Origin of the sequence: Paenalcaligenes niemegkensis, from assembly GCF_022230885.1 — a bacterium.
Classification (GTDB): domain Bacteria; phylum Pseudomonadota; class Gammaproteobacteria; order Burkholderiales; family Burkholderiaceae_B; genus Paenalcaligenes; species Paenalcaligenes niemegkensis.
Genome location: NZ_JAKGCT010000002.1, coordinates 1 through 20,085 on the forward strand (window position 1 = coordinate 1; position 20,085 = coordinate 20,085).

A 20,085-nucleotide genomic window follows, 5' to 3' on the forward strand; every position below is an offset into this window, starting at 1 on the left:
TCCGCGCAGGACGACTCGATCAGTGAGCTATTACGCTTTCTTTAAAAGATGGCTGCTTCTAAGCCAACTTCCTGACTGTCTATGCCTTCCCACTTCGTTTCCCACTTAGCCCGTTTTAGGGACCTTAGCTGGCGGTCTGGGTTGTTTCCCTCTTGAGTCCGGACGTTAGCACCCGGTGCTCTGTCTCCCGCGCTGTACTTGTCGGTATTCGGAGTTTGCCATGGGTTGGTAAGTCGCTGTGACCCCCTAGCCATAACAGTGCTCTACCCCCGACAGTAATACGCGAGGCACTACCTAAATAGTTTTCGGAGAGAACCAGCTATCTCCAGGCTTGTTTAGCCTTTCACTCCAATCCACAGTTCATCCCCTAATTTTTCAACATTAGTGGGTTCGGTCCTCCAGCACGTGTTACCGTGCCTTCAACCTGACCATGGATAGATCGCCTGGTTTCGGGTCTACACCCAGCGACTGATTCGCCCTATTCGGACTCGCTTTCGCTACGCCTCCCCTATTCGGTTAAGCTTGCCACTGAATGTAAGTCGCTGACCCATTATACAAAAGGTACGCAGTCACACCCGAAGGTGCTCCTACTGTTTGTATGCATGCGGTTTCAGGATCTATTTCACTCCCCTTCCGGGGTTCTTTTCGCCTTTCCCTCACGGTACTGGTTCACTATCGGTCGATCACGAGTATTTAGCCTTGGAGGATGGTCCCCCCATATTCAGACAGGATTTCACGTGTCCCGCCCTACTTGTCTAACGCCTAGTACCACCGATTTGATTTCGCTTACGGGACTATCACCCACTACGGTTGACCTTTCCAGATCATTCAACTATCAAATCGACTATCACGTTAAGGCTGGTCCGGTTTCGTTCGCCACTACTTCCGGAATCTCGGTTGATTTCTTTTCCTCAGGCTACTGAGATGGTTCAGTTCACCTGGTTAGCTTCGCTACACCTATGTATTCAGTGTAGGATACGACATCGCTGTCGTGGGTTCCCCCATTCGGACATCTACGGATCAAAGCTTGTTTGTCAGCTCCCCGTAGCTTTTCGCAGACTACCACGTCCTTCATCGCCTGTGATCGCCAAGGCATCCGCCGCATGCACTTATTCGCTTGATCCTATAACGCTTTAGGCTAATTATAGGATTATGAGTTTTCGCGTTGTGCCGTTCATCACTCACAATATCCACATTGATTAATCAATGCGCTATCTATATTGAGAACTATTTGAACAAAATTGTTGATTTTGCAATCACAACCCGCATATTCACACATCCCGATATATTATCGCGATGCATCATGAATACACTTCGTTGTGCTTTTTCCAGATTGTTAAAGAACAAGTTAAAACCATCGAGCTAATCAGCCCAACGAGCAGTACCGTCTAAAAAAACGATACTGGTCGTTGAACTGAGCCATACACCGCTTTTTTCGGCCAACGCCGAGGCGTGCAATGTCTCAATTCCTTCCATGAACCAAACTTGCCAACAACGCTGTTGGCAAGTAAACGCCAACCCAATCAACACCGCTAAAATAATGGTGGAGGATGACGGGATCGAACCGACGACCCCCTGCTTGCAAAGCAGGTGCTCTCCCAGCTGAGCTAATCCCCCGAGGTAAATCGTGGTGGGTCAAGTTGGAATCGAACCAACGACCCCCGCCTTATCAAGACGGTGCTCTAACCGACTGAGCTACTGACCCAATTGTTGTGTTGCCAGGTGTTGATCGACCTTGGTCATGGAACTTGTTAACAGCCAATAAGTGTGGACGCTTTCGCTTCGTGAGCACGCGCTCTGAAAGGAGGTGATCCAGCCGCACCTTCCGATACGGCTACCTTGTTACGACTTCACCCCAGTCATGAATCCCACCGTGGTAAGCGCCCTCCTTGCGGTTAGGCTACCTACTTCTGGTGAAACCCACTTCCATGGTGTGACGGGCGGTGTGTACAAGACCCGGGAACGTATTCACCGCGGCATTCTGATCCGCGATTACTAGCGATTCCGACTTCACGCAGTCGAGTTGCAGACTGCGATCCGGACTACGATCAGGTTTCTGGGATTAGCTCCCCCTCGCGGGTTGGCGACCCTCTGTCCTGACCATTGTATGACGTGTGAAGCCCTACGCATAAGGGCCATGAGGACTTGACGTCATCCCCACCTTCCTCCGGTTTGTCACCGGCAGTCTCATTAGAGTGCTCTTTCGTAGCAACTAATGACAAGGGTTGCGCTCGTTGCGGGACTTAACCCAACATCTCACGACACGAGCTGACGACAGCCATGCAGCACCTGTGTTCCGGTTCCCTTGCGGGCACTCCTCAATCTCTTAAGGATTCCAGACATGTCAAGCGTAGGTAAGGTTTTTCGCGTTGCATCGAATTAATCCACATCATCCACCGCTTGTGCGGGTCCCCGTCAATTCCTTTGAGTTTTAATCTTGCGACCGTACTCCCCAGGCGGTCAACTTCACGCGTTAGCTGCGCTACTAAAGCCTATTGGCCCCAACAGCTAGTTGACATCGTTTAGGGCGTGGACTACCAGGGTATCTAATCCTGTTTGCTCCCCACGCTTTCGTACCTGAGCGTCAGTATTATCCCAGGGGGCTGCCTTCGCCATCGGTATTCCTCCACATATCTACGCATTTCACTGCTACACGTGGAATTCTACCCCCTCTGACATACTCTAGCTAGGCAGTTAAGAATGCAGTTCCAAGGTTGAGCCCTGGGATTTCACATCCTTCTTTCCTAGCCGCCTGCGTACCCTTTACGCCCAGTAATTCCGATTAACGCTTGCACCCTACGTATTACCGCGGCTGCTGGCACGTAGTTAGCCGGTGCTTATTCTACAGGTACCGTCATTAGCACCGCTTATTAGGCAGTGCCGTTTCTTCCCTGTCAAAAGTACTTTACAACCCGAAGGCCTTCATCATACACGCGGGATGGCTGGATCAGGGTTCCCCCCATTGTCCAAAATTCCCCACTGCTGCCTCCCGTAGGAGTCTGGGCCGTGTCTCAGTCCCAGTGTGGCTGGTCGTCCTCTCAAACCAGCTACGGATCGTCGCCTTGGTAGGCCTTTACCCCACCAACTAGCTAATCCGATATCGGCCGCTCCAATAGTGAGAGGTTCTAAAAGAATCCCCCCTTTCCCCCGTAGGGCGTATGCGGTATTAGCCACTCTTTCGAGTAGTTATCCCCCGCTACTGGGCACGTTCCGATATATTACTCACCCGTCCGCCACTCGCCACCAAGAGAGCAAGCTCTCTCGTGCTGCCGTTCGACTTGCATGTGTAAAGCATCCCGCTAGCGTTCAATCTGAGCCAGGATCAAACTCTTCAGTTTAATCTCTGTTTTCGTTTGCTTCGCCCTATAAATAGAGCTCAGCGGAGTGTACTCAAAGAAATCTTCAGTGTATGCACAAGGCAATACTAAAAACTTCTTTATGTGAGCACTTGATTTTAACTTTGTGGCGAATCTTCGTGAGAAGATTGGCTCACTCATTCCAAGCGCCCACACTTATCGGCTGTTAAATTTTTAAAGAACGGGTCGACATCAATTGGTCACAATCAACATCTATACTGCCTGTACTGCGTTATTCTGCACTGCCTGCTGGCCCACCGAAGTGGTGCACTGCAACCAGAGAAACGAGATTATGAAGCATCTAAATTTGTTTGTCAAGCAATTTGTTGGAAGAAGTAAAACTAAAACACTCTCAACACACCGCCTAACCCACCTGCCTCGATCTCTCGTAAACCTAAATACTTAAACGCCGTGCCAGCACCACACTTCCTGGCACCTTAAACACGACCGCTAAACATTGAGGTTTACGTCCCTGCTGTACTGCTACCTGCCCGGCAATAACTGCGCTGCCGTCTTCCCACTTGTTTGCTACTTGCTTACTACCTCTCTTTCGCTTCTGGCTACGACCTGCTTTCGTTTTCACAAAAGCCGCTGCAGTAGCGAAGCAGTAAACTATAGCACTGCTTTTTGCTGGCTGTCAACTAAAAGTTAACGGCTGACACCGAAGTGCCGTTGCCACTCATTGCAAAAATACTGTGGTGATTTGAAGCTGCCCTTTGGGCTAAGCGGGAATCACTACCGTATCGCAAAACGACTTGTTTTCGCTGAGCAGGAAAAGAACTTTAGCCCGGAGAGCAAATACTGTCAAGCTCTTATTACTCATTAGCCAAAAACAGGCCTTTTATATGGCAACATTGTCACTTTCTAAGGCATTCGCCCCCGCTTCCCGCATGAAATCTTACTGGAACACCTGACATTTATGTATAAAACGAAACACCGTAACTGAAAAGGTAGAGCTTATATTTCCATATTTACTCTTCGCCCCCAATATCGCGGGCAAGAGCCAAGTATGAAAGAGGCATGGCCATCCTCAGGCTCTTCAATTTATGTAGCCTACTCGATAACTCTGCATTTTCTTCGTTTTTCTATTAGATACTGGTTAAAGCCTAATGTTGCGCCTACACTGAATTACTCCCTAATCATCAAACTGAACTATGCCTGAAGACATTCTTATTAACGTTACTCCTTTCGAGACTCGCGTCGCTTTAGTTGAACAAGGCTCGGTTCAAGAGCTACATATAGAGCGCAGCATACAGCGAGGATATGTAGGCAATGTGTATTTGGGCAAAGTTGTCCGCGTGCTGCCCGGAATGCAAAGCGCCTTTATAGATATAGGTCAGGAGCGTGCGGCCTTTGTGCATATAGCCGATTTGCGGCAAAACAGATCAGAGCGCATCAACGGTGCCAACCCCACACCAATTGAAAAAATATTGTTTGAAGGCCAGTCCCTGATCGTTCAGGTGACTAAGGATCCACTGGGTACCAAGGGCGCACGCGTATCTACACAGATCAGTATTGCAGGGCGCATGCTGGTGTACTTGCCTTACGATCCTCATGTGGGTGTTTCTCAGCGTATTGAGGGTGAAGAGTTCAGAAATGACCTGAAGGCCAGGGTACAAAAACTAAGCGGGCCGGATGAAAAAGGCGGGTTTATCGTACGAACTCAAGCCGAACTGGCCACCGATGAAGAGCTGCAGGCTGATTGCGAGTATTTGAAGAAATTATGGTGCATTATTCAGCAACGGCTCCGCAGCCAGCCTAGCCCATCTACCCTTTATACAGACCTGGATTTAACCCAGCGCGTATTGCGTGACATGGTCACTCCTGAAACCGAGAACATCATCGTGGATTCGCGCACCGTCGTGCAAGCCATGCTGGATTGGGCCAAAACGTACACGCCCTCTGTGCTGGATCGTATTCACCATCACGTCGGAAGCCGCCCTCTTTTTGATACCGTCAATGTCGATGAGGAAATTGCACGCGCCTTGTCCAGACGCGTGAACCTAAAGTCTGGCGGCTATTTAATCATTGATCAGACCGAGGCCCTGACGACTGTAGACGTCAACACAGGCGGATACGTTGGCGGGCGTAACTTCGGCGACACGATATTTAGAACCAATTTAGAAGCCACCGGTGCAATTGCGAGGCAGCTACGTCTTCGCAATCTGGGCGGAATCATTATTTTGGACTTTATTGATATGGATAACGAGGAGCACAAACAGAGTGTGCTTAGAGAGCTGCATGTAGCCCTGGCTAAAGATCGCACTCGAGTAACCGTCAGCGGATTCAGTCAATTGGGTCTAGTCGAAATGACCAGGAAGCGCACTCGAGAATCACTGAACAATCAGTTATGCGAACCTTGCCCCACCTGCCAGTCACGGGGATCAGTACGCACTGCCCGTACCGTTTGCTACGAAGTCTTGCGTGAGGTCCTGCGGGAGGCCAAACAGTTTAACCCTAAAGAATTTCGTATTCTGGCTTCGCAAGATGTGGTGGATCTATTTCTGGAAGAGGAAAGCCAGCACTTGGCACAGGCCGGTGATTTCATTGGCAAGCCCATTTCGCTGGAAGTGGACCCCATGTACACGCAGGAACAGTACGATATTATTTTATTTTAAGACCACTGAGGCGAAAGCTTCCCGCCATTGAGTGGCGCTAAAGCCTGAACAGCGTCCAAAAACGCATAGGCACAGCTCTAAAAGCTGACCAAGTCAAAAAGTGCATGTCAAAACAAAAAAGCTAAGCCTGATGCTTAGCTTTTTTGTTTTTCGCCACCTGCTTATCAGCTATTAGGCGGACATATGGTTGGATCGGTCAAAACATTCAACGCATTTCGTGCATTCGCCCTTGCATCAGCGTAATAGGTATAGGCTTTGGCTACGATATTTCCGTTGGAATAGGAGGTGATATCGATTAAAACGCTTTGACTAAGATCTGCATCGGCTTCGGCTTTATAAAGGATCGTCCCATAGCTGATTTGGTTCTCGTCCAGACGCCACACAAAATCAATGTCACAGAGTTCTTGGTTTTTAAACAAGTTACGCTGTACCTGCGCAAAAGTAGAGTTGAACTTCTGCTCGCCCCGCAAGAAAGCGCTCTGGCGTAGATCGCTTTCGCGCAAGTTTCCCGGGGCAGGTGCTGTGGCGCATCCTGCCAAAGCGATCAATACACCTGCTGCAAATAACATTTTCATAACTGGACCTTATTACCCTTTAATTATTCAACGACTTTAGCCTGAGCTCTGCGACCGTTTTTAAGCGTTAATCACAATTTAAACACACTCGCCTTGGCAGGATGGACCTTGAATAACTCGCAGCCTGCCATTAGATCACTCTGCCAAAGGTGTATTGTCCTACTCGATACCTTCATCCAAAAACTGCATTTGATACAGCGAGGCATATACACCGCCAAGCCTGAGCAGCTGTGCATGATTTCCCTGCTCGATGATCTCTCCGTTGTCCAACACTAAGATCAAATCTGCTTTTTGTATCGTAGTGAGTCTGTGCGCGATCACCAGAGTGGTCTTGCCTTGCATCAAGATATCCAGCGAAGCCTGAATCTGACGTTCGGATTCGTTATCAAGTGCGGAAGTAGCTTCATCCAGGATCAGAATGGGGCTATCTTTGATCAGCGCACGCGCAATCGCCAGACGTTGCCGCTGTCCGCCCGACAACATATTCGCCTTCTCACCCACCGGCGCTGCCAAGCCTCCTGGCAAGCTCCTGATAAAGTCAGCCAGATTCGCTGCCTCCAGTGCGGCCCATACTTCATCATCGGTGCGTGCAGCATACACCCCATACGCCACATTCTCGCGAATACTGCCCTCAAAAAGCACCACATCCTGACTTACCATCGACATCTGCGCGCGCAACGAAAGCAAATCCACGTCTTGTATGTCGACCCCGTCAATACGTATTTCACCCGCCGTAGGAATAATGAAGCGTGGCAACATGTTGGCCAGCGTGGTCTTTCCACTTCCGGAGCGACCCACAAGGGCCACTGTTTGTCCTGGCTCGGCTTTGAAACTTAAATTATTGATGACAGGCGTGTCGCTACCTTCAAAATAATGAGTTACGCCCGTGTACTCAAGATGGCCTTGGACGGCTCGGCTGAATGAACGCTTGCCGGCCGTCGGCTCAACCTCGAAGTCGATCAGGGCAAAAACGCTTTCTGCTGCGGCCATCATGCGTTGAGTCGTACCCGCAATTCCGGTCAGTCGTCTTATAGGATCAAATAGCTGGGCCAAGGCCCCCAGAAAGGCTGCAAAGCTTCCGATGGTCAAGCCCTGAGTTGAAGCTTGATATAAGGCCATGGCGATGACACCAGCAACAGCGAGCGAAATAAAAAACTGGGTAATAGGAGACAAAGCAGCATTGGCGGTTGCTGCGCGCATAGCAAAGCGGCGCAGACGTCCGTTTACATACACAAAGCGATTGTGCTCCCGCTCGTAACCATCGAATAGCTTTACTACTCGCTGGCCCTCAATGGTCTCCCCGACCACCCTGACCAGCTCGGCGTTCATGTTGACGGTTTCCCGATTGATTCTCCTCAGGCGGATTGAAACAATACGCGCGGTCAAGAACGAAATAGGTAACATCACAAAAACAATGAGCGTCAACTGCCATGACATATAGAGCAATACGGCGATCAGAGCGACGATAGTGATGGTTTCGCGGACCAGAACAGTAATCACTTCGGTAGCGACACTGGTCATGGTGCCTGCATCGATGGTGAAGCGATTCAATAGACGTCCCGTATCTCCGCGCTTAAAAACGATGTCGGGCAAGGCTAGCAGGCGCTCGAACATATCCGTGCGCATTTTTCGCAGCATATTATTAGCAACTAATGCCAATAAATAATCACTGGCGAAGGAAGCAACTCCGCGTACGAACATCAGGGCGATAACGGTGAGCGGAATGCTCCACATGTAGGAGGGCTTATCACCGCTGAACCCCTCATCCAGCAGAGGCTGCATAATCAGGGCCAGCATGGGTTTTGTTGCGGAAACTACGGTAACCAGAAGAATCGCGACTACAATTAACTTCCATTGTGGGGACAACCTTTGGTAAATACGAGGCCAAATATCCGAGTCGAATAAGCGTTTTTTTTCGGCGGTCTTTGGTTTTAGTTTTTTCAAGGGTGAGCTCACTTATATACTAGAGGTTTGGACGCATTTTAGCGCTCTTAGGCGCTGCGCCGCTAACCCGTTTTTTTAGCCACAAAATAGTTGTGTATGACCACTCAATTTAATCAATCAGAGACGGTAGTTTATTTACGCATGCCGAACTGGATTGGCGATATCAGCATGTGTCTTCCCATGTTACATGGGCTGATGGATCAGGGTGTACGAATCGTCATGTGTGCCAAACCGTGGGCCAAGGATTTATTGTCTGCGTATCGCTTTGATGGCTGGATAGAAATCACAGGTAACATCAGGGAAGACGCGTCCCGGGTCCGTACGCATAAAAAGCAGCATCAACACGATAAGGCCGTCGGGCTGATCGTACCCGACTCAATTTCAAGCGCCTTGGTTTTCCGGCTGGCTGGTGTGCCCAGTGCAGGCTATAAAGATGAAGGGCGAACCATCCTTTTGAAGTGGCCCATCAAAAAGCCTGTCGTGCCCATGCATGCGGTCGAGTTTTGGTACAACCTGGCTTTCCAGGCCTGCAAAAACTGGGGGCTGGCCTTGGCACCGGCTCCTGAAAAGAAGCTTAACCTGCAGTTGCGCGAGGAAGCCTATGAGCTATGTGCAAAGGTGATGCAGGACGTGGGCCTGCGCGAGTATGAATACGTATTGATAGCTCCTACAGCAAAAGGTCTGCACAAGGGAAAAAACAAAGTCTGGGCTGAGTATGCAGAGCTTTATAATGCGTTAACAAGAATCGGTGCCAAAGTTGTCATGTGCCCGCCGGCTCATGAAGTCAAAATTGCCAGGGCTGCTGCACCAGACACTCCTATGGTTCCTCCTTTGCCATTAGATGCCTTTGCGGTCTTATGCAAAAAGGCTGCGCTGGTCATTTGCAATGACTCGGGTGTGTCCCACCTTTCCGCAGCCGTAGAAGCGCGGCAACTTAGCCTGTTTGGCGTTTCAACCTTGTTACGCACGCGCCCCTGGTCAAGTAGAGCCTACACCCTTGGCGACGAGGGCAACTGGCCCTCTCTTGATGATGTCATCAACCGTTCAATCGAACTGGTTGAAACAACAAAGGCTGTAGCATGAGCATCTCCGCCCTTCTACCGCAGTTAATCATTCCTTTGAATCTAGGTGTGGCACTATTGCTTGTCGCCACCCTGCTGTTTATTTTTCGAGCGCGTAAAACGGCACTTTGCTTAAGCGTGGCCGCCGCCATATGGGTAGGGGCATGGTCGCTACCTGCAACTTCCATCTGGACAGGCGGCTATCTTGAACAGCTTTACCCTTATGTAGAGGCCGACGCCTCACCGACGGCGGAGGCCATCGTTGTGCTGGGTGGAAATACCGCTAATAACCGAAAAAACTGGTTTGAACCCGTGGAAACGTCAGGCACGCGATCCAGGACCGAGCGCGCAGCAGAGCTTTATGCCATGAATAAGGCCCCGCAAATAGTGGTGTCTGGTGCAGCGCTGGATGGTGGCTACAGTGAAGCACAAATGATGGCTCGTACGCTGGAAAGCCTGGGCGTCCCTGAGTCGGCTATTGTGCTCGAAAACGAAAGCCTGACCACACGCCAAAACGCCTTGTTTAGCGTGCAGCAACTGCGTGACAGCGGCATTACCCATGTACTCCTGGTGACCTCGGCTCTACATATGCCGCGCTCAATTGCCACCTTTGCTAAACAAGGGGTGGAAATTATCGCCGCCCCGGTTGCGCCACAGATCGTGCCATCCAGGCAAGCCGGTTTTTCGGCATGGCGGCCATCGATGCGGGCACTTCAGGCGAGCCGCTCAATCATTAAAGAGTATGTAGGATTAATCGTGTACTGGACACGAGGCTGGGTCTAAGCACCGGGCCGCCTAAGAAGTTACGGCGTGCCTGGCGAAGACTGAAGGCTTGGCTAGGGTTTGGGCTTCCAGTTAATGTTCTTATTGAGAAACCAAAGCTTCGAATAGCGAAACAGACTTCCTGCACTCGATACCAGTGCGAGGATAAGGCCTTGCTTCCCGTCTAAAAATCCACGACGTACAACGTACAGCCGAATAAAAGTCCACGCCGACTTCAGAACTATGCCCGCCAGACTAATGCGCCTTCCCCGCTCAAACTGCATCTGCGCTGCCACTGAAGAGTAGCTGTTGATTTTAGAGATCAGGGTTTCAAGGCTATCGTAGGTGTAGTGCAATAGATGTGCTTGCAGGTTTTCGGTCTTGCTTTCACAGATCAGGCTTTCATGTACCGGCACATCTTTGAAGCGGGCCTTTCCGCGCTTGAACAAGCGCAGGATGCGGTCGGGCCACCAGCCACTGTGCCGCATCCATTTCCCCCAAAGCACGAGAGCCTTGGTACTTTATAAGCGTCGGCGGCTTGCGGGTTTTGCATTACCTCCTGTATCTCTTGAGCCAGTTCAGCTGGCACCCGCTCGTCAGCATCGATACTGAATACCCAATCCCCTGTTGCCAGATCCAGAGCCCGGTTTTTCTGTTGCCCGAACCCCGGCCAGTCTGGAGTGACCTGAACTTTAGCCCCCATTTGCGTGGCGATGGCTACCGTGTTGTCAGTGCTTCCGGAGTCAACAACGATAATCTCATCGGCAAATGACACCGAGGCCAGGCACTCAGCGATGTGCTGCTCTTCATTTTTCGTGATGAGAATAACAGTCAGTCGTGTCATCTTGCTTATCGACGATGTCGAAACCTTAGTTTAAAAATATAAAAAGCTGAGCCCTGTAGCGATTAAAAAAGCCAGGCATGTGCATCTTAGGCCTGGCTCTGCAGCCATCAAAGCGGAATCAGGTGTAGTGTATCTCTACGGCCTCTTCGCCCAGCCAGTCGTGCAGCTGGTCAAACATGGCGTCCGCCAGCCGCACCCGCCACTCGCCCCCAAGGCGAACCATACATGAATATGCATCATAATTTAACTGCACATCGACCGCGACACCGGGAATATTGTTTTCAGGTTCGGCACGAAAAGGATTAAGCACTTTGCGCAGCTGTTCGACATTGGCACTGCCATTCAAACTTAAGCATACGCTTTTGGCACGAGCTTCACGGGCGGACTGCAAATCAAGTATTTCGTCTGCAGTCACACGTAATCCCCCCGTGTAATCATCGTTGCTTACCTTGCCTTGGATGATGACCAACTGATCTTCGCGCAAATGCTGACGATTGGCTTCAAACACTTCGTTAAAGATAGAAACTTCGACCTGAGCCGAGCCGTCGTCAAGCAATGCGTACAACATGCGACCTCGACGTGTCATGCGAACACGTACCGATGCCAGCACGCCAGCAAACCATTGCGGTGAACGGGATGGCTCCAGACTAGCCAGGGGCCGCGGTGCGAAGCGGCGGACTTCGTCTCGCCAGGCATCAAAAATATGGGCACTGAAGTAAAAACCCATGGCCATTTTTTCCTGGCGCAAGCGGGTTTGCAGATCCCATGGACGAGTGCGGGCGAGTTCTTCCTCTACGATGTCATCAGCATCGTTGTCGAACAGGCTGGCCTGGTTAATGTTTCTGGCTGCCTGCTCGGCACCTTCCATCGCACGGCTTAACGAAGCGATAAGGGCTGCGCGATTGTCAGAGATCGTGTCAAAAGCCCCCGAACGAATTAAGGCTTCGACGGTACGGCGATTGACTTGAGTACGATCAGCCCGACGGCAAAAATCAAAAAGACTGGTAAAAGGCCCGCCCTCGGTACGTGCCGCAATAATGGCTTCGACCGCAGCCTGCCCCGTTCCCTTAATGGCTCCCAGACCATAGCGAATCGTACGGGGAGGTTTGCCCTGTTCGGTGTAACGATCTCGCACCGGTTCGAAACGATAATTGGATTCGTTAACGTCTGGCGGCAGTACCTCTATCCCATTGTTAAGGGCATCTTGCCAAAAAATCTGCATCTTGTCGGTGTCATCCATATCGGATAACAACGTCGCCGCCAAAAACTCAGCCGGATGATGAGCCTTAAGCCAGGCAGTTTGGTAGGCAATAAGCGCATAGGCAGCCGAGTGACTTTTATTAAAGCCATAGCCAGCGAATTTTTCCATCAAGTCAAAGAGTTTTACCGCAAGATCGGCATCGTAGCCTTTTTCCACCGCGCCTTTTTCGAAGATTTCACGGTGCATCGCCATTTCTTCTGGTTTTTTCTTACCCATCGCCCGGCGCAGCAGATCGGCGCCACCTAATGAGTAGCCCCCTACAATCTGCGAAATCAGCATCACCTGTTCTTGATAAACAATGACGCCATAGGTACTTTGCAGCACGGGTTCCAAGTCAGTATGGAAATAATCGACTTCGGCGCGTCCGTGCTTGCGGTTAACGAAATCGACAACCATGCCTGATTCCAGAGGACCAGGACGATACAGCGCCAGCATCGCGATAATGTCTTCAAAGTTGCTGGGCCTCAAGCCTCGCAGCAACTCTTTCATTCCCCGTGACTCAAGCTGGAAGACTGCAGTGGTATTTCCATCGCACAGTATCCGATAAGCGCCCTCATCATCCAAAGGCAGCGACATCAGATCGAAATCTTTTTTATCCTCATTAAAGGCTCGCACATACTTAACCGCCCAATCGAGGATGGTCAGGTTGCGCAAGCCGAGAAAGTCGAATTTCACCAACCCTGCGTCTTCTACGTCATCTTTGTCGTACTGAGACACTGCATTGGCATCAAGCCCCGGCTGCCGGTAAAGGGGGCAGAAATCCACCAGTTTGCCCGGGGCGATCAGAACGCCGCCTGCGTGCATGCCTACGCTACGCGTCAAGCCTTCAAGAGGACGCGCCAGGTCGATGAGCGCCCTGACCTCTTCATCGGTTTCGTAGCGCTCTTTAAAGGCAGGCTCATCGGAAAGGGCCCGGCCAAGCGTCCAGGGATCAGCAGGACTAAATGGGATGAGTTTTGAGAGCCCATCACACATGCTATAGGGCAACTCAAGGACGCGGCCTACGTCTCTGACGACGGCTTTAGCACCAAGCGTGCCAAAAGTAGCAATTTGACTGACCGCCTGATGCCCGTATTTTTGCTTAACGTAGTCGATGACCCGTTCTCGATTATCTTGGCAGAAATCAATATCGAAGTCAGGCATGGAAACCCGTTCGGGGTTCAGGAATCGCTCGAAGAGCAAGTCATAGCGCAAAGGGTCGAGGTCGGTAATGCCTAAACTATAGGCCACCAAAGAACCTGCACCTGATCCACGCCCCGGGCCCACAGGAACCCCGTTTGCTTTACCCCAGTTGATAAAATCAGCCACAATCAGGAAGTAACCGGGAAAGCCCATCGAAATAATCGTGTTGCATTCCCAATCAAGCCGTTCTTTGTACTTCTCGTAATTGGCAGCCCGCTCGGTTTCGTCGGCATACAGTTGCTCAAGGCGCACACCCAGGCCACGATCGGCCTCGTGCCTGAGAAAATCATCCAGCGTCATACCATCAGGAGTCGGAAAATCAGGCAAGCGGGGCACGCCCAATACCAGGGTCAAGTTACACCGCTTGGCAATCTCTAGTGTATTTGCCAGTGCCGACGGAATATCGGCAAAGCGGCGATGCATCTCGGCCGAGTCAAGAAAATGCTGATCTGTTGTGAAGCGACGCACTCGCCTTGGGTTCGCCAGTTGCTCTCCCTCTGCAATACATACCCGCACCTCGTGGGCACGGAAATCTTCGGGGTTCATAAACTGGATCGGATGCGTTGCGACGACCGGCAACTGCAGCTCAGCGGCCAGCCCGCAGGCAGCTTGAACGTAGGCATCGTCACCTTCGTTTCCGGCACGCTGCAGTTCGATATAAAAGCGGTTTGGATAATGCTCTGCCCAAAACCGGGCATGCTCACGGGCGAGATCCACATTCCCGGCTTCCAGGGCCTGGGCGATATCGCCTAAACGGCCTCCAGACAGCATGATCAGGTTCTGCTGCCCAGCCAGCCATTCACGTTTAACTTCCCCCTGCCTTTAAACTGATTCTCCAGCCAGGCACGAGTCAGCAAATCGCAAAGATCCAGGTAACCCTGATTATTCATCACCAGAACAAGTGCGCGGCTGGGCTTGTCGCGATCACTCTCGTTCTCGATCCAGAGATCGGCTCCGGCAATGGGCTTGACTCCGTTTTTACGCGCACTTTTATAAAACTTTATTAAACCAAAAAAGTTGGCCAGATCAGTCAGGGCCATTGCCGGCTGCTGCGACTCAACCGCCCTGCGGAGCAGATCGGGAATACGGGCTATGCCATCGACAACCGAGAACTCGGAATGCGTGCGTAAATGTACAAAAGGTGAATTCATAAATATCTTTTAAAAATGTCTTTAAGCACCGCGAGCAGCGAGAGGCAATCGCCTATCGCTGCATGGCGGCCCATGCACGCTCGAGGCGTTTAGCCGATATAGGCATGGGTGTGCGCAGCTCTTGCGCAAATAGCGATACGCGTAACTCTTCGAGCATCCAGCGGAAATCATCAAACTTGGGATCCACCGCTCCTTTGGCGCTAGCCAGGGATCGTAGATATAAGGTCTGCAGCGGCAACAATTGGGACATCCAGCGAGCATCACGACCGGGATCTGCACGCAATTTATCAATGCGTGACTGTGCAGCCTTAAGATAACGCGGGAAATGGGCCAAACGCTGCGCGGTGTTTTCTCGAAGGAAAAACTTGTGCATTAAACGCGACTGATGAGAGCGCATATCTTCATAAGCTTGCGTGTGACTTTTAATCGTAGGCAGCTTACGTTGCAGTGTAGACCATTCCGCTAATATCAGCGCACATTGGCGGGCAATTTCCTGTGTCAGCAACCCCAGCCGCGGCCGCGCCTGCTCTACATGCTGGGCAAAGCTTTCAGCGTTTGTCGGCAAAGGACCCACCAGGCAGACAGCATCAATGGCAGCGTCAACAATCTGATCCCGCAACTCTTCCTGGGTGCCCAGCGGCATGTACAGCAAGGCCATTTTTGTCAGGTCTGGAATATTTTTTTCCTGGAAGCGAACCTGTTCTTTAAGTGCGATGCGAAATAAGCGTCTTAAGCCGGCACGATGCGTACGGAGCGCGAGCTCAGGATCATCAAAGACATCCAGATCACAAGAGTCTTTTTTATCCACCAGCGCCGGATACCCTATAACGGAGCGCCCTCCACGCCTGATTTCCAGCAATTCAGGTAGCTCTCCAAATGACCACGACGTGATTTTCTCGTGATCCAGCGCTTTGGCGACTTCCTGATCTGTGGAGGCTATGCGCTGAAACGACTCTTGAGCCTGCTTACCGTGTTCGGCGCGTAGCTTCTCCAGATTGCGTCCCCCTGACAGCATACGCCCATGCTCATCGACCACCTTAAAGTTCATGTATAAGTGAGGCGGCAAGGTCTCGGGTTTAAAGTCGCTACTTTGCAGGCGTTGACGGCGCTCTTGCCAGACATCATTAATAATCGCATCGATAAGTGATGAGGTCGGATGGCTGGCTTTTTCAAACCACCGCTCGTGAAAACCTGCGGCGTATTCAGGAATAGGCACACAGTGACGGCGTAAGCGCTGAGGCAACGAACGCAACAGCCACTGAACTTTTTCTTTGAGCATGCCTGGCACCAGCCATTCGCAGCGTTCAGCATCAATTTTATTTAAATGATAAAGCGGAATGGTTAAGGTGACGCCGTCGCGCACCGAGCCGGGCTCGAAATGGTAGTCAAGCGCCATGTTGACACCGTCCCACTCTACCCGGCGAGGAAAGACATCCGTTGTAATGCCTGCCGCATCGTGACGCATCAAATCGTCACGGTTTAGACGTAGTTCGGCTGCCTGTGTTTTATTTAAACCTTTAAACCATTTTTCCAAACTCGCCGTTTGAGAAATATCCGGCGGTATCTTGGAATCATAAAAAGCATAGATCAGCGCGTCGTCAATCAAGATATCAGGCCGCCTGGACTGATGCTCAAGCTTTTCAATCGCACTGATTTGCTGACGATTATGTTTTAGAAAGGGCAAGTCGGAATTGATTTCGCCTGCCACCAGCGCATCTCGAATAAAAATTTCGCGCGCTTCCACCGGATTGATACGGCCATAATGCAGGCGGCGCCCACTATAAACAGGTAAACCGTACAGACTGGCTCGTTCATTGGCCACAACCTGCCCTGCACGTCGCTCCCATCGGGGATCAGACCAAGTTTTCTTCAGTAAATGCCCGGCTACTTTTTCTATCCATACAGGCTCGATACGAGCTAAACATCGTGCGAAAAGACGTGAGGTTTCCACTAGCTCACCCGCAAGCACCCAGCGTCCAGCCTTCTTGCCCAGCGTTGAGCCCGGGTGAATAACAAATCGTATATCGCGCGTGCCCTGATAGACAGCAGCCTCTTCTGTTTTATGACCCACATTGGCAATCAGACCGGTAAGCAGCGCACAGTGTATTTGCTCATATGTTGCCTCTACCGTATTGCTGCGCCACTCAAGCTCACGCACCAGATTCAGCAACTGCTTGTGCACCTCACGCCATTCTCGGAAGCGCATAGGTGATAAAAAGCTCTGCCGTAGCAAAGCGCTCAGCTTACGGTGCGAAAGCCGGCTTTTCACTTGCTCGCCATACCAGTCCCACATTTTCACAAAGGACAGGAACTCGGATTGAGGCTCGACGAAACGCTGGTGAGCGCGCTCGGCTGCGTCCCGGTCATGCATGGGACGCTCCCTAGGGTCCTGCACAGATAAAGCCGAAGCGATGATTAACATCTCGTGCAGGCACTGCTGATCCCTGGCAGCAAGAATCATCCGCGCAATACGGGGATCTACTGGCAAGCGGGACAGCTCTTGTCCTACTTTGGTTAGTCGCTGTCCCTCGTCAAGGGCGCCCAGTTCTTGCAGCAGTTGATAACCATCGGCAATTGCTCTCCCGGAGGGCGCGTCTACAAATGGAAATTGCTCAATATCATTTAAGCGCAGCGCTTTCATTCGCAATATCACGCCCGCCAGCGATGAGCGCAGGATTTCCGGATCGCTAAACGGCGCACGCTGCTTAAAATCGTCTTCGGCGTACAAGCGGATGCACACGCCCGGGCCAATTCGACCGCAACGCCCCGCCCGTTGATTGGCGGACGCCTGGCTAACAGGCTCGATGCGCAACTGCTCGACCTTATTGCGCCATGAATAGCGCTTGATACGCGCCAGTCCGCTATCGACGACAAAACGTATGCCGGGAACGGTCAGGGAGGTTTCAGCTACGTTGGTTGCCAATACAATTCGTCTGGCATTGCCTTTGGGCTTGAATATGCTTTCTTGCTCGGCATTGCTAAGGCGTGCGTAAAGCGGCAGTATCTCTGTACCTGTTAACGGCTGCTTGCGTAATGCCTCAGTCGCTTCACGAATTTCTCGCTCACCAGGTAAAAACACCAGTATGTCACCCGGACCGTAGCGGGCACACTCGGCAACGGCATCGACGATAGCGTCATTTAAATCGCGTTCATCGCCTTTGCTATTTTCTGTGTCGTCCTCACCCGATACCTTATCTTGCAGCACCGGGCGATATAGCACTTCAACTGGATACAGACGACCTGAGACCTCTATAACCGGCGCGGCTTTGCCATGGGTGGCGAAATGCTCGGAAAACTGCTTTGCATCAATGGTAGCTGAGGTGATAATTAGCTTAAGGTCTTTGCGCTTAACAAGAAGCTGCTTTAAGAAACCTAATAAAAAATCAATATTCAGGCTGCGCTCGTGAGCTTCATCGATGATGATGGTGTCATAGCGGCGCAGCAGCGGATCCCGCTGACTTTCGGCAAGCAAGATTCCGTCCGTCATCAGCTTGATAGCCGTACCGGATCCTGTGCGATCGGCGAAGCGAATCTGATAGCCAACGAGATCGCCGATCTCGGTATTTAGCTCTTCAGCAATGCGCCTGGCCACTGAGGTCGCAGCCAGACGCCGGGGTTGCGTATGACCAATTGTCTTATTAAGACCACGCCCCATCTCTAAACAGATCTTGGGGATCTGCGTGGTTTTTCCAGAACCGGTTTCGCCACTTACAATAACAACCTGATTGGACTCAATAGCCGCTGCGATTTCATTACGCCGTGCGCTAACGGGCAGGTCTTCTGGATACGTGATAACAGGTAGGGCTACGGGTTTTCCCGAAACTTCAACAGGCTCTTGCATGAAACTCGCTTTTCATAAACAGACCTTCATTATAATTCTGTATTCATCTTTGATCATGGACACCACCAAAACTCGCTATGAGCAACCTCGATAACGATACTCTTTCTGCACTTGATGCTCCTGAATATGCACCCGCTCAGTTTGTACGCTGGTTTCGCGAGGTTGCCCCCTATGTGCATCGATTTCGAGGCAAGACCTTCGTCATTGGCTTCGGTGGAGAACTCATCAATGAAGGTTTATTAAATACCTTAATTCCAGATTTATCCTTGCTTTCTGCCCTGGGCATCAAGCTGGTTCTAGTGCATGGCTCACGCCCCCAAGTCAATGAGCAACTTGTACTGAAAGGCGAGCAAACCATGTTTGGCCGCAGCGTTTCCCCTACCAGCCCGGCCGCCTTAGAATGCGCCAAGGAAGCCGCCGGCGAAATACGCCTGGATATCGAGGCTGCCTTTAGCCAGGGTTTGCCCAACACGCCAATGTCTAACGCGCAAATCCGGGTAATCTCTGGAAACTTCGTAACTGCGCGCCCCGTGGGAGTCATTGATGGCGTCGACTACCAGCATGCTGGCACAGTTCGCAAACTCGATACCGATGCCATGCGAAAAGTGCTGGACCAAGAGGCCATTGTATTACTCTCGCCGCTTGGGTTCTCGCCTACCGGAGATGCTTTTGACTTAGCAATGGAAGATCTTGCTTTGAATGCAGCGGTAACTCTGCGGGCAGAGAAGTTAATTTACTTAACGCCTGGCCATGTCGCAACCCTTAGCGGTGAAACAGCTGTAGCGGGTGAACTGGCTCGCGCCGAGGCAGATCGTTTACTGAGTTCTGCCACTCTGGATGAAGACTCTGCTGTTTTTATACGGTGCGCATCACTGGCTGTAAAGCGTGGCATTGCTCGAGCGCATATCGTTCCTTACCCCCTGGATGGCAGCATTTTGCTAGAGATTTTCACCCATGATGGTGTGGGCACCATGGTCGTCGAAGATACCCTTGATGACTTGCGTGCTGCCACGCTAGATGATGTTGCTGCCATTTTACAGCTTATCGAACCGCTCGAAGCCGATGGCACGCTGGTAGCGCGCGGGCGCTCTGTCGTTGAGCGCGAAGTCGAGCGCTTTACTGTGCTTGAACACGACAGCATTATCTATGGCTGTGTATCCATCTCGCCATACCTGAGCGAAGGCATGGTCGAGATGGCTTGCCTGATTGTGCATCCCGAATGGCAAGGCAGTGGCGAAGGCGAAATTCTTTTGCGGCATGCTGAAGCACGGGCCCGCGCAATGGGCGCCAAGCGCTTGTTTGTACTAACCACCCGCACATCCCACTGGTTCATGAAACGAGGTTTCACCCAAGGTGGGGTTTCCGATCTCCCCAAAGAAAAACAAGCCCTTTATAACCGCTCGAGAAACAGTCTGGTATTTATCAAGAAACTATAATCGGCACATATTTACGTGAAAGTCATTATCTGGTGCCCCGTGCAGGCTTATACA

General features: G+C 51.3%; 7 protein-coding genes, 2 tRNA genes, 2 rRNA genes and 2 pseudogenes. 4 read left to right on the forward strand and 9 right to left on the reverse strand.

Annotation, left to right across the window (positions count from 1 at the left end; genetic code table 11):
• The 4 genes from L1889_RS01780 to L1889_RS01795 all read right to left on the reverse strand — a co-directional run.
• Positions 1 to 1,123, reverse strand: a 23S ribosomal RNA gene (locus L1889_RS01780); the annotation flags it as partial.
• 418 nt (positions 1,124 to 1,541) lie between these two features.
• A tRNA-Ala gene (locus L1889_RS01785) sits at positions 1,542 to 1,617 on the reverse strand.
• A gap of 11 nt (positions 1,618 to 1,628) precedes the next feature.
• Positions 1,629 to 1,705, reverse strand: a tRNA-Ile gene (locus tag L1889_RS01790).
• Positions 1,706 to 1,800: 95 nt separating this feature from the next.
• Positions 1,801 to 3,338, reverse strand: a 16S ribosomal RNA gene (locus L1889_RS01795).
• Positions 3,339 to 4,510: 1,172 nt separating this feature from the next.
• Between L1889_RS01795 and rng the strand changes: the two genes are divergently transcribed.
• Complete coding sequence (gene rng / locus L1889_RS01800) at positions 4,511 to 5,974, forward strand: ribonuclease G (RefSeq protein ID WP_238663630.1); 1,464 nt, start codon at positions 4,511 to 4,513, stop codon at positions 5,972 to 5,974.
• 164 nt (positions 5,975 to 6,138) lie between these two features.
• On the opposite strand, the gene L1889_RS01805 is transcribed toward rng, so the two are convergent.
• Entirely contained in the window at positions 6,139 to 6,549 is a 411-nt protein-coding gene (locus L1889_RS01805) for a hypothetical protein (protein WP_238663631.1), read from the reverse strand.
• A gap of 159 nt (positions 6,550 to 6,708) precedes the next feature.
• Positions 6,709 to 8,493, reverse strand: a complete 1,785-nt coding sequence (msbA, locus tag L1889_RS01810) for a lipid A export permease/ATP-binding protein MsbA (RefSeq protein ID WP_238663632.1) — start codon at positions 8,491 to 8,493, stop codon at positions 6,709 to 6,711.
• A 96-nt stretch (positions 8,494 to 8,589) separates the two neighbouring features.
• Here msbA and L1889_RS01815 point away from each other — a divergent pair, with 96 nt between their 5' ends.
• Positions 8,590 to 9,576, forward strand: coding sequence for a glycosyltransferase family 9 protein (locus L1889_RS01815; RefSeq protein WP_238663633.1), 987 nt, complete (start codon positions 8,590 to 8,592; stop codon positions 9,574 to 9,576).
• The gene (locus L1889_RS01820; protein WP_238663634.1) at positions 9,573 to 10,337 is read left to right on the forward strand and encodes a YdcF family protein; all 765 of its coding nucleotides are present in this window, start codon (positions 9,573 to 9,575) and stop codon (positions 10,335 to 10,337) included. Before L1889_RS01815 ends, L1889_RS01820 begins: the two co-directional genes overlap by 4 nt.
• 53 nt (positions 10,338 to 10,390) lie before the next feature.
• Here the strand turns inward: L1889_RS01820 and L1889_RS01825 are convergent.
• From L1889_RS01825 to hrpA, 3 genes and pseudogenes are all read right to left on the reverse strand, one after another.
• Positions 10,391 to 11,160, reverse strand: a pseudogene (locus L1889_RS01825) (glycosyltransferase family 2 protein).
• A 118-nt stretch (positions 11,161 to 11,278) separates the two neighbouring features.
• A pseudogene (gene dnaE / locus L1889_RS01830) lies at positions 11,279 to 14,754 on the reverse strand (DNA polymerase III subunit alpha).
• A 52-nt stretch (positions 14,755 to 14,806) separates the two neighbouring features.
• Positions 14,807 to 18,595: an ATP-dependent RNA helicase HrpA gene (gene hrpA / locus L1889_RS01835; RefSeq protein WP_238663635.1), complete on the reverse strand. Its 3,789-nt coding sequence runs from the start codon at positions 18,593 to 18,595 to the stop codon at positions 14,807 to 14,809.
• A gap of 77 nt (positions 18,596 to 18,672) precedes the next feature.
• Between hrpA and argA the strand changes: the two genes are divergently transcribed.
• A complete protein-coding gene (gene argA / locus L1889_RS01840; RefSeq protein ID WP_238663636.1) occupies positions 18,673 to 20,031 on the forward strand; it encodes an amino-acid N-acetyltransferase in 1,359 nt (452 codons plus the stop codon).
• Positions 20,032 to 20,085 lie beyond the last annotated feature (54 nt).

Coding starts and splice junctions, on each gene's coding strand:
- L1889_RS01820 (WP_238663634.1), top strand. CDS start 9,573: ATGAGCATCTCCGCCCTTCTACCGCAGTTAATCATTCCTTTGAATCTA.
- L1889_RS01815 (WP_238663633.1), top strand. CDS start 8,590: ATGACCACTCAATTTAATCAATCAGAGACGGTAGTTTATTTACGCATG.
- L1889_RS01805 (WP_238663631.1), bottom strand. CDS start 6,549: ATGAAAATGTTATTTGCAGCAGGTGTATTGATCGCTTTGGCAGGATGC.
- argA (WP_238663636.1), top strand. CDS start 18,673: ATGAGCAACCTCGATAACGATACTCTTTCTGCACTTGATGCTCCTGAA.
- rng (WP_238663630.1), top strand. CDS start 4,511: ATGCCTGAAGACATTCTTATTAACGTTACTCCTTTCGAGACTCGCGTC.
- hrpA (WP_238663635.1), bottom strand. CDS start 18,595: ATGCAAGAGCCTGTTGAAGTTTCGGGAAAACCCGTAGCCCTACCTGTT.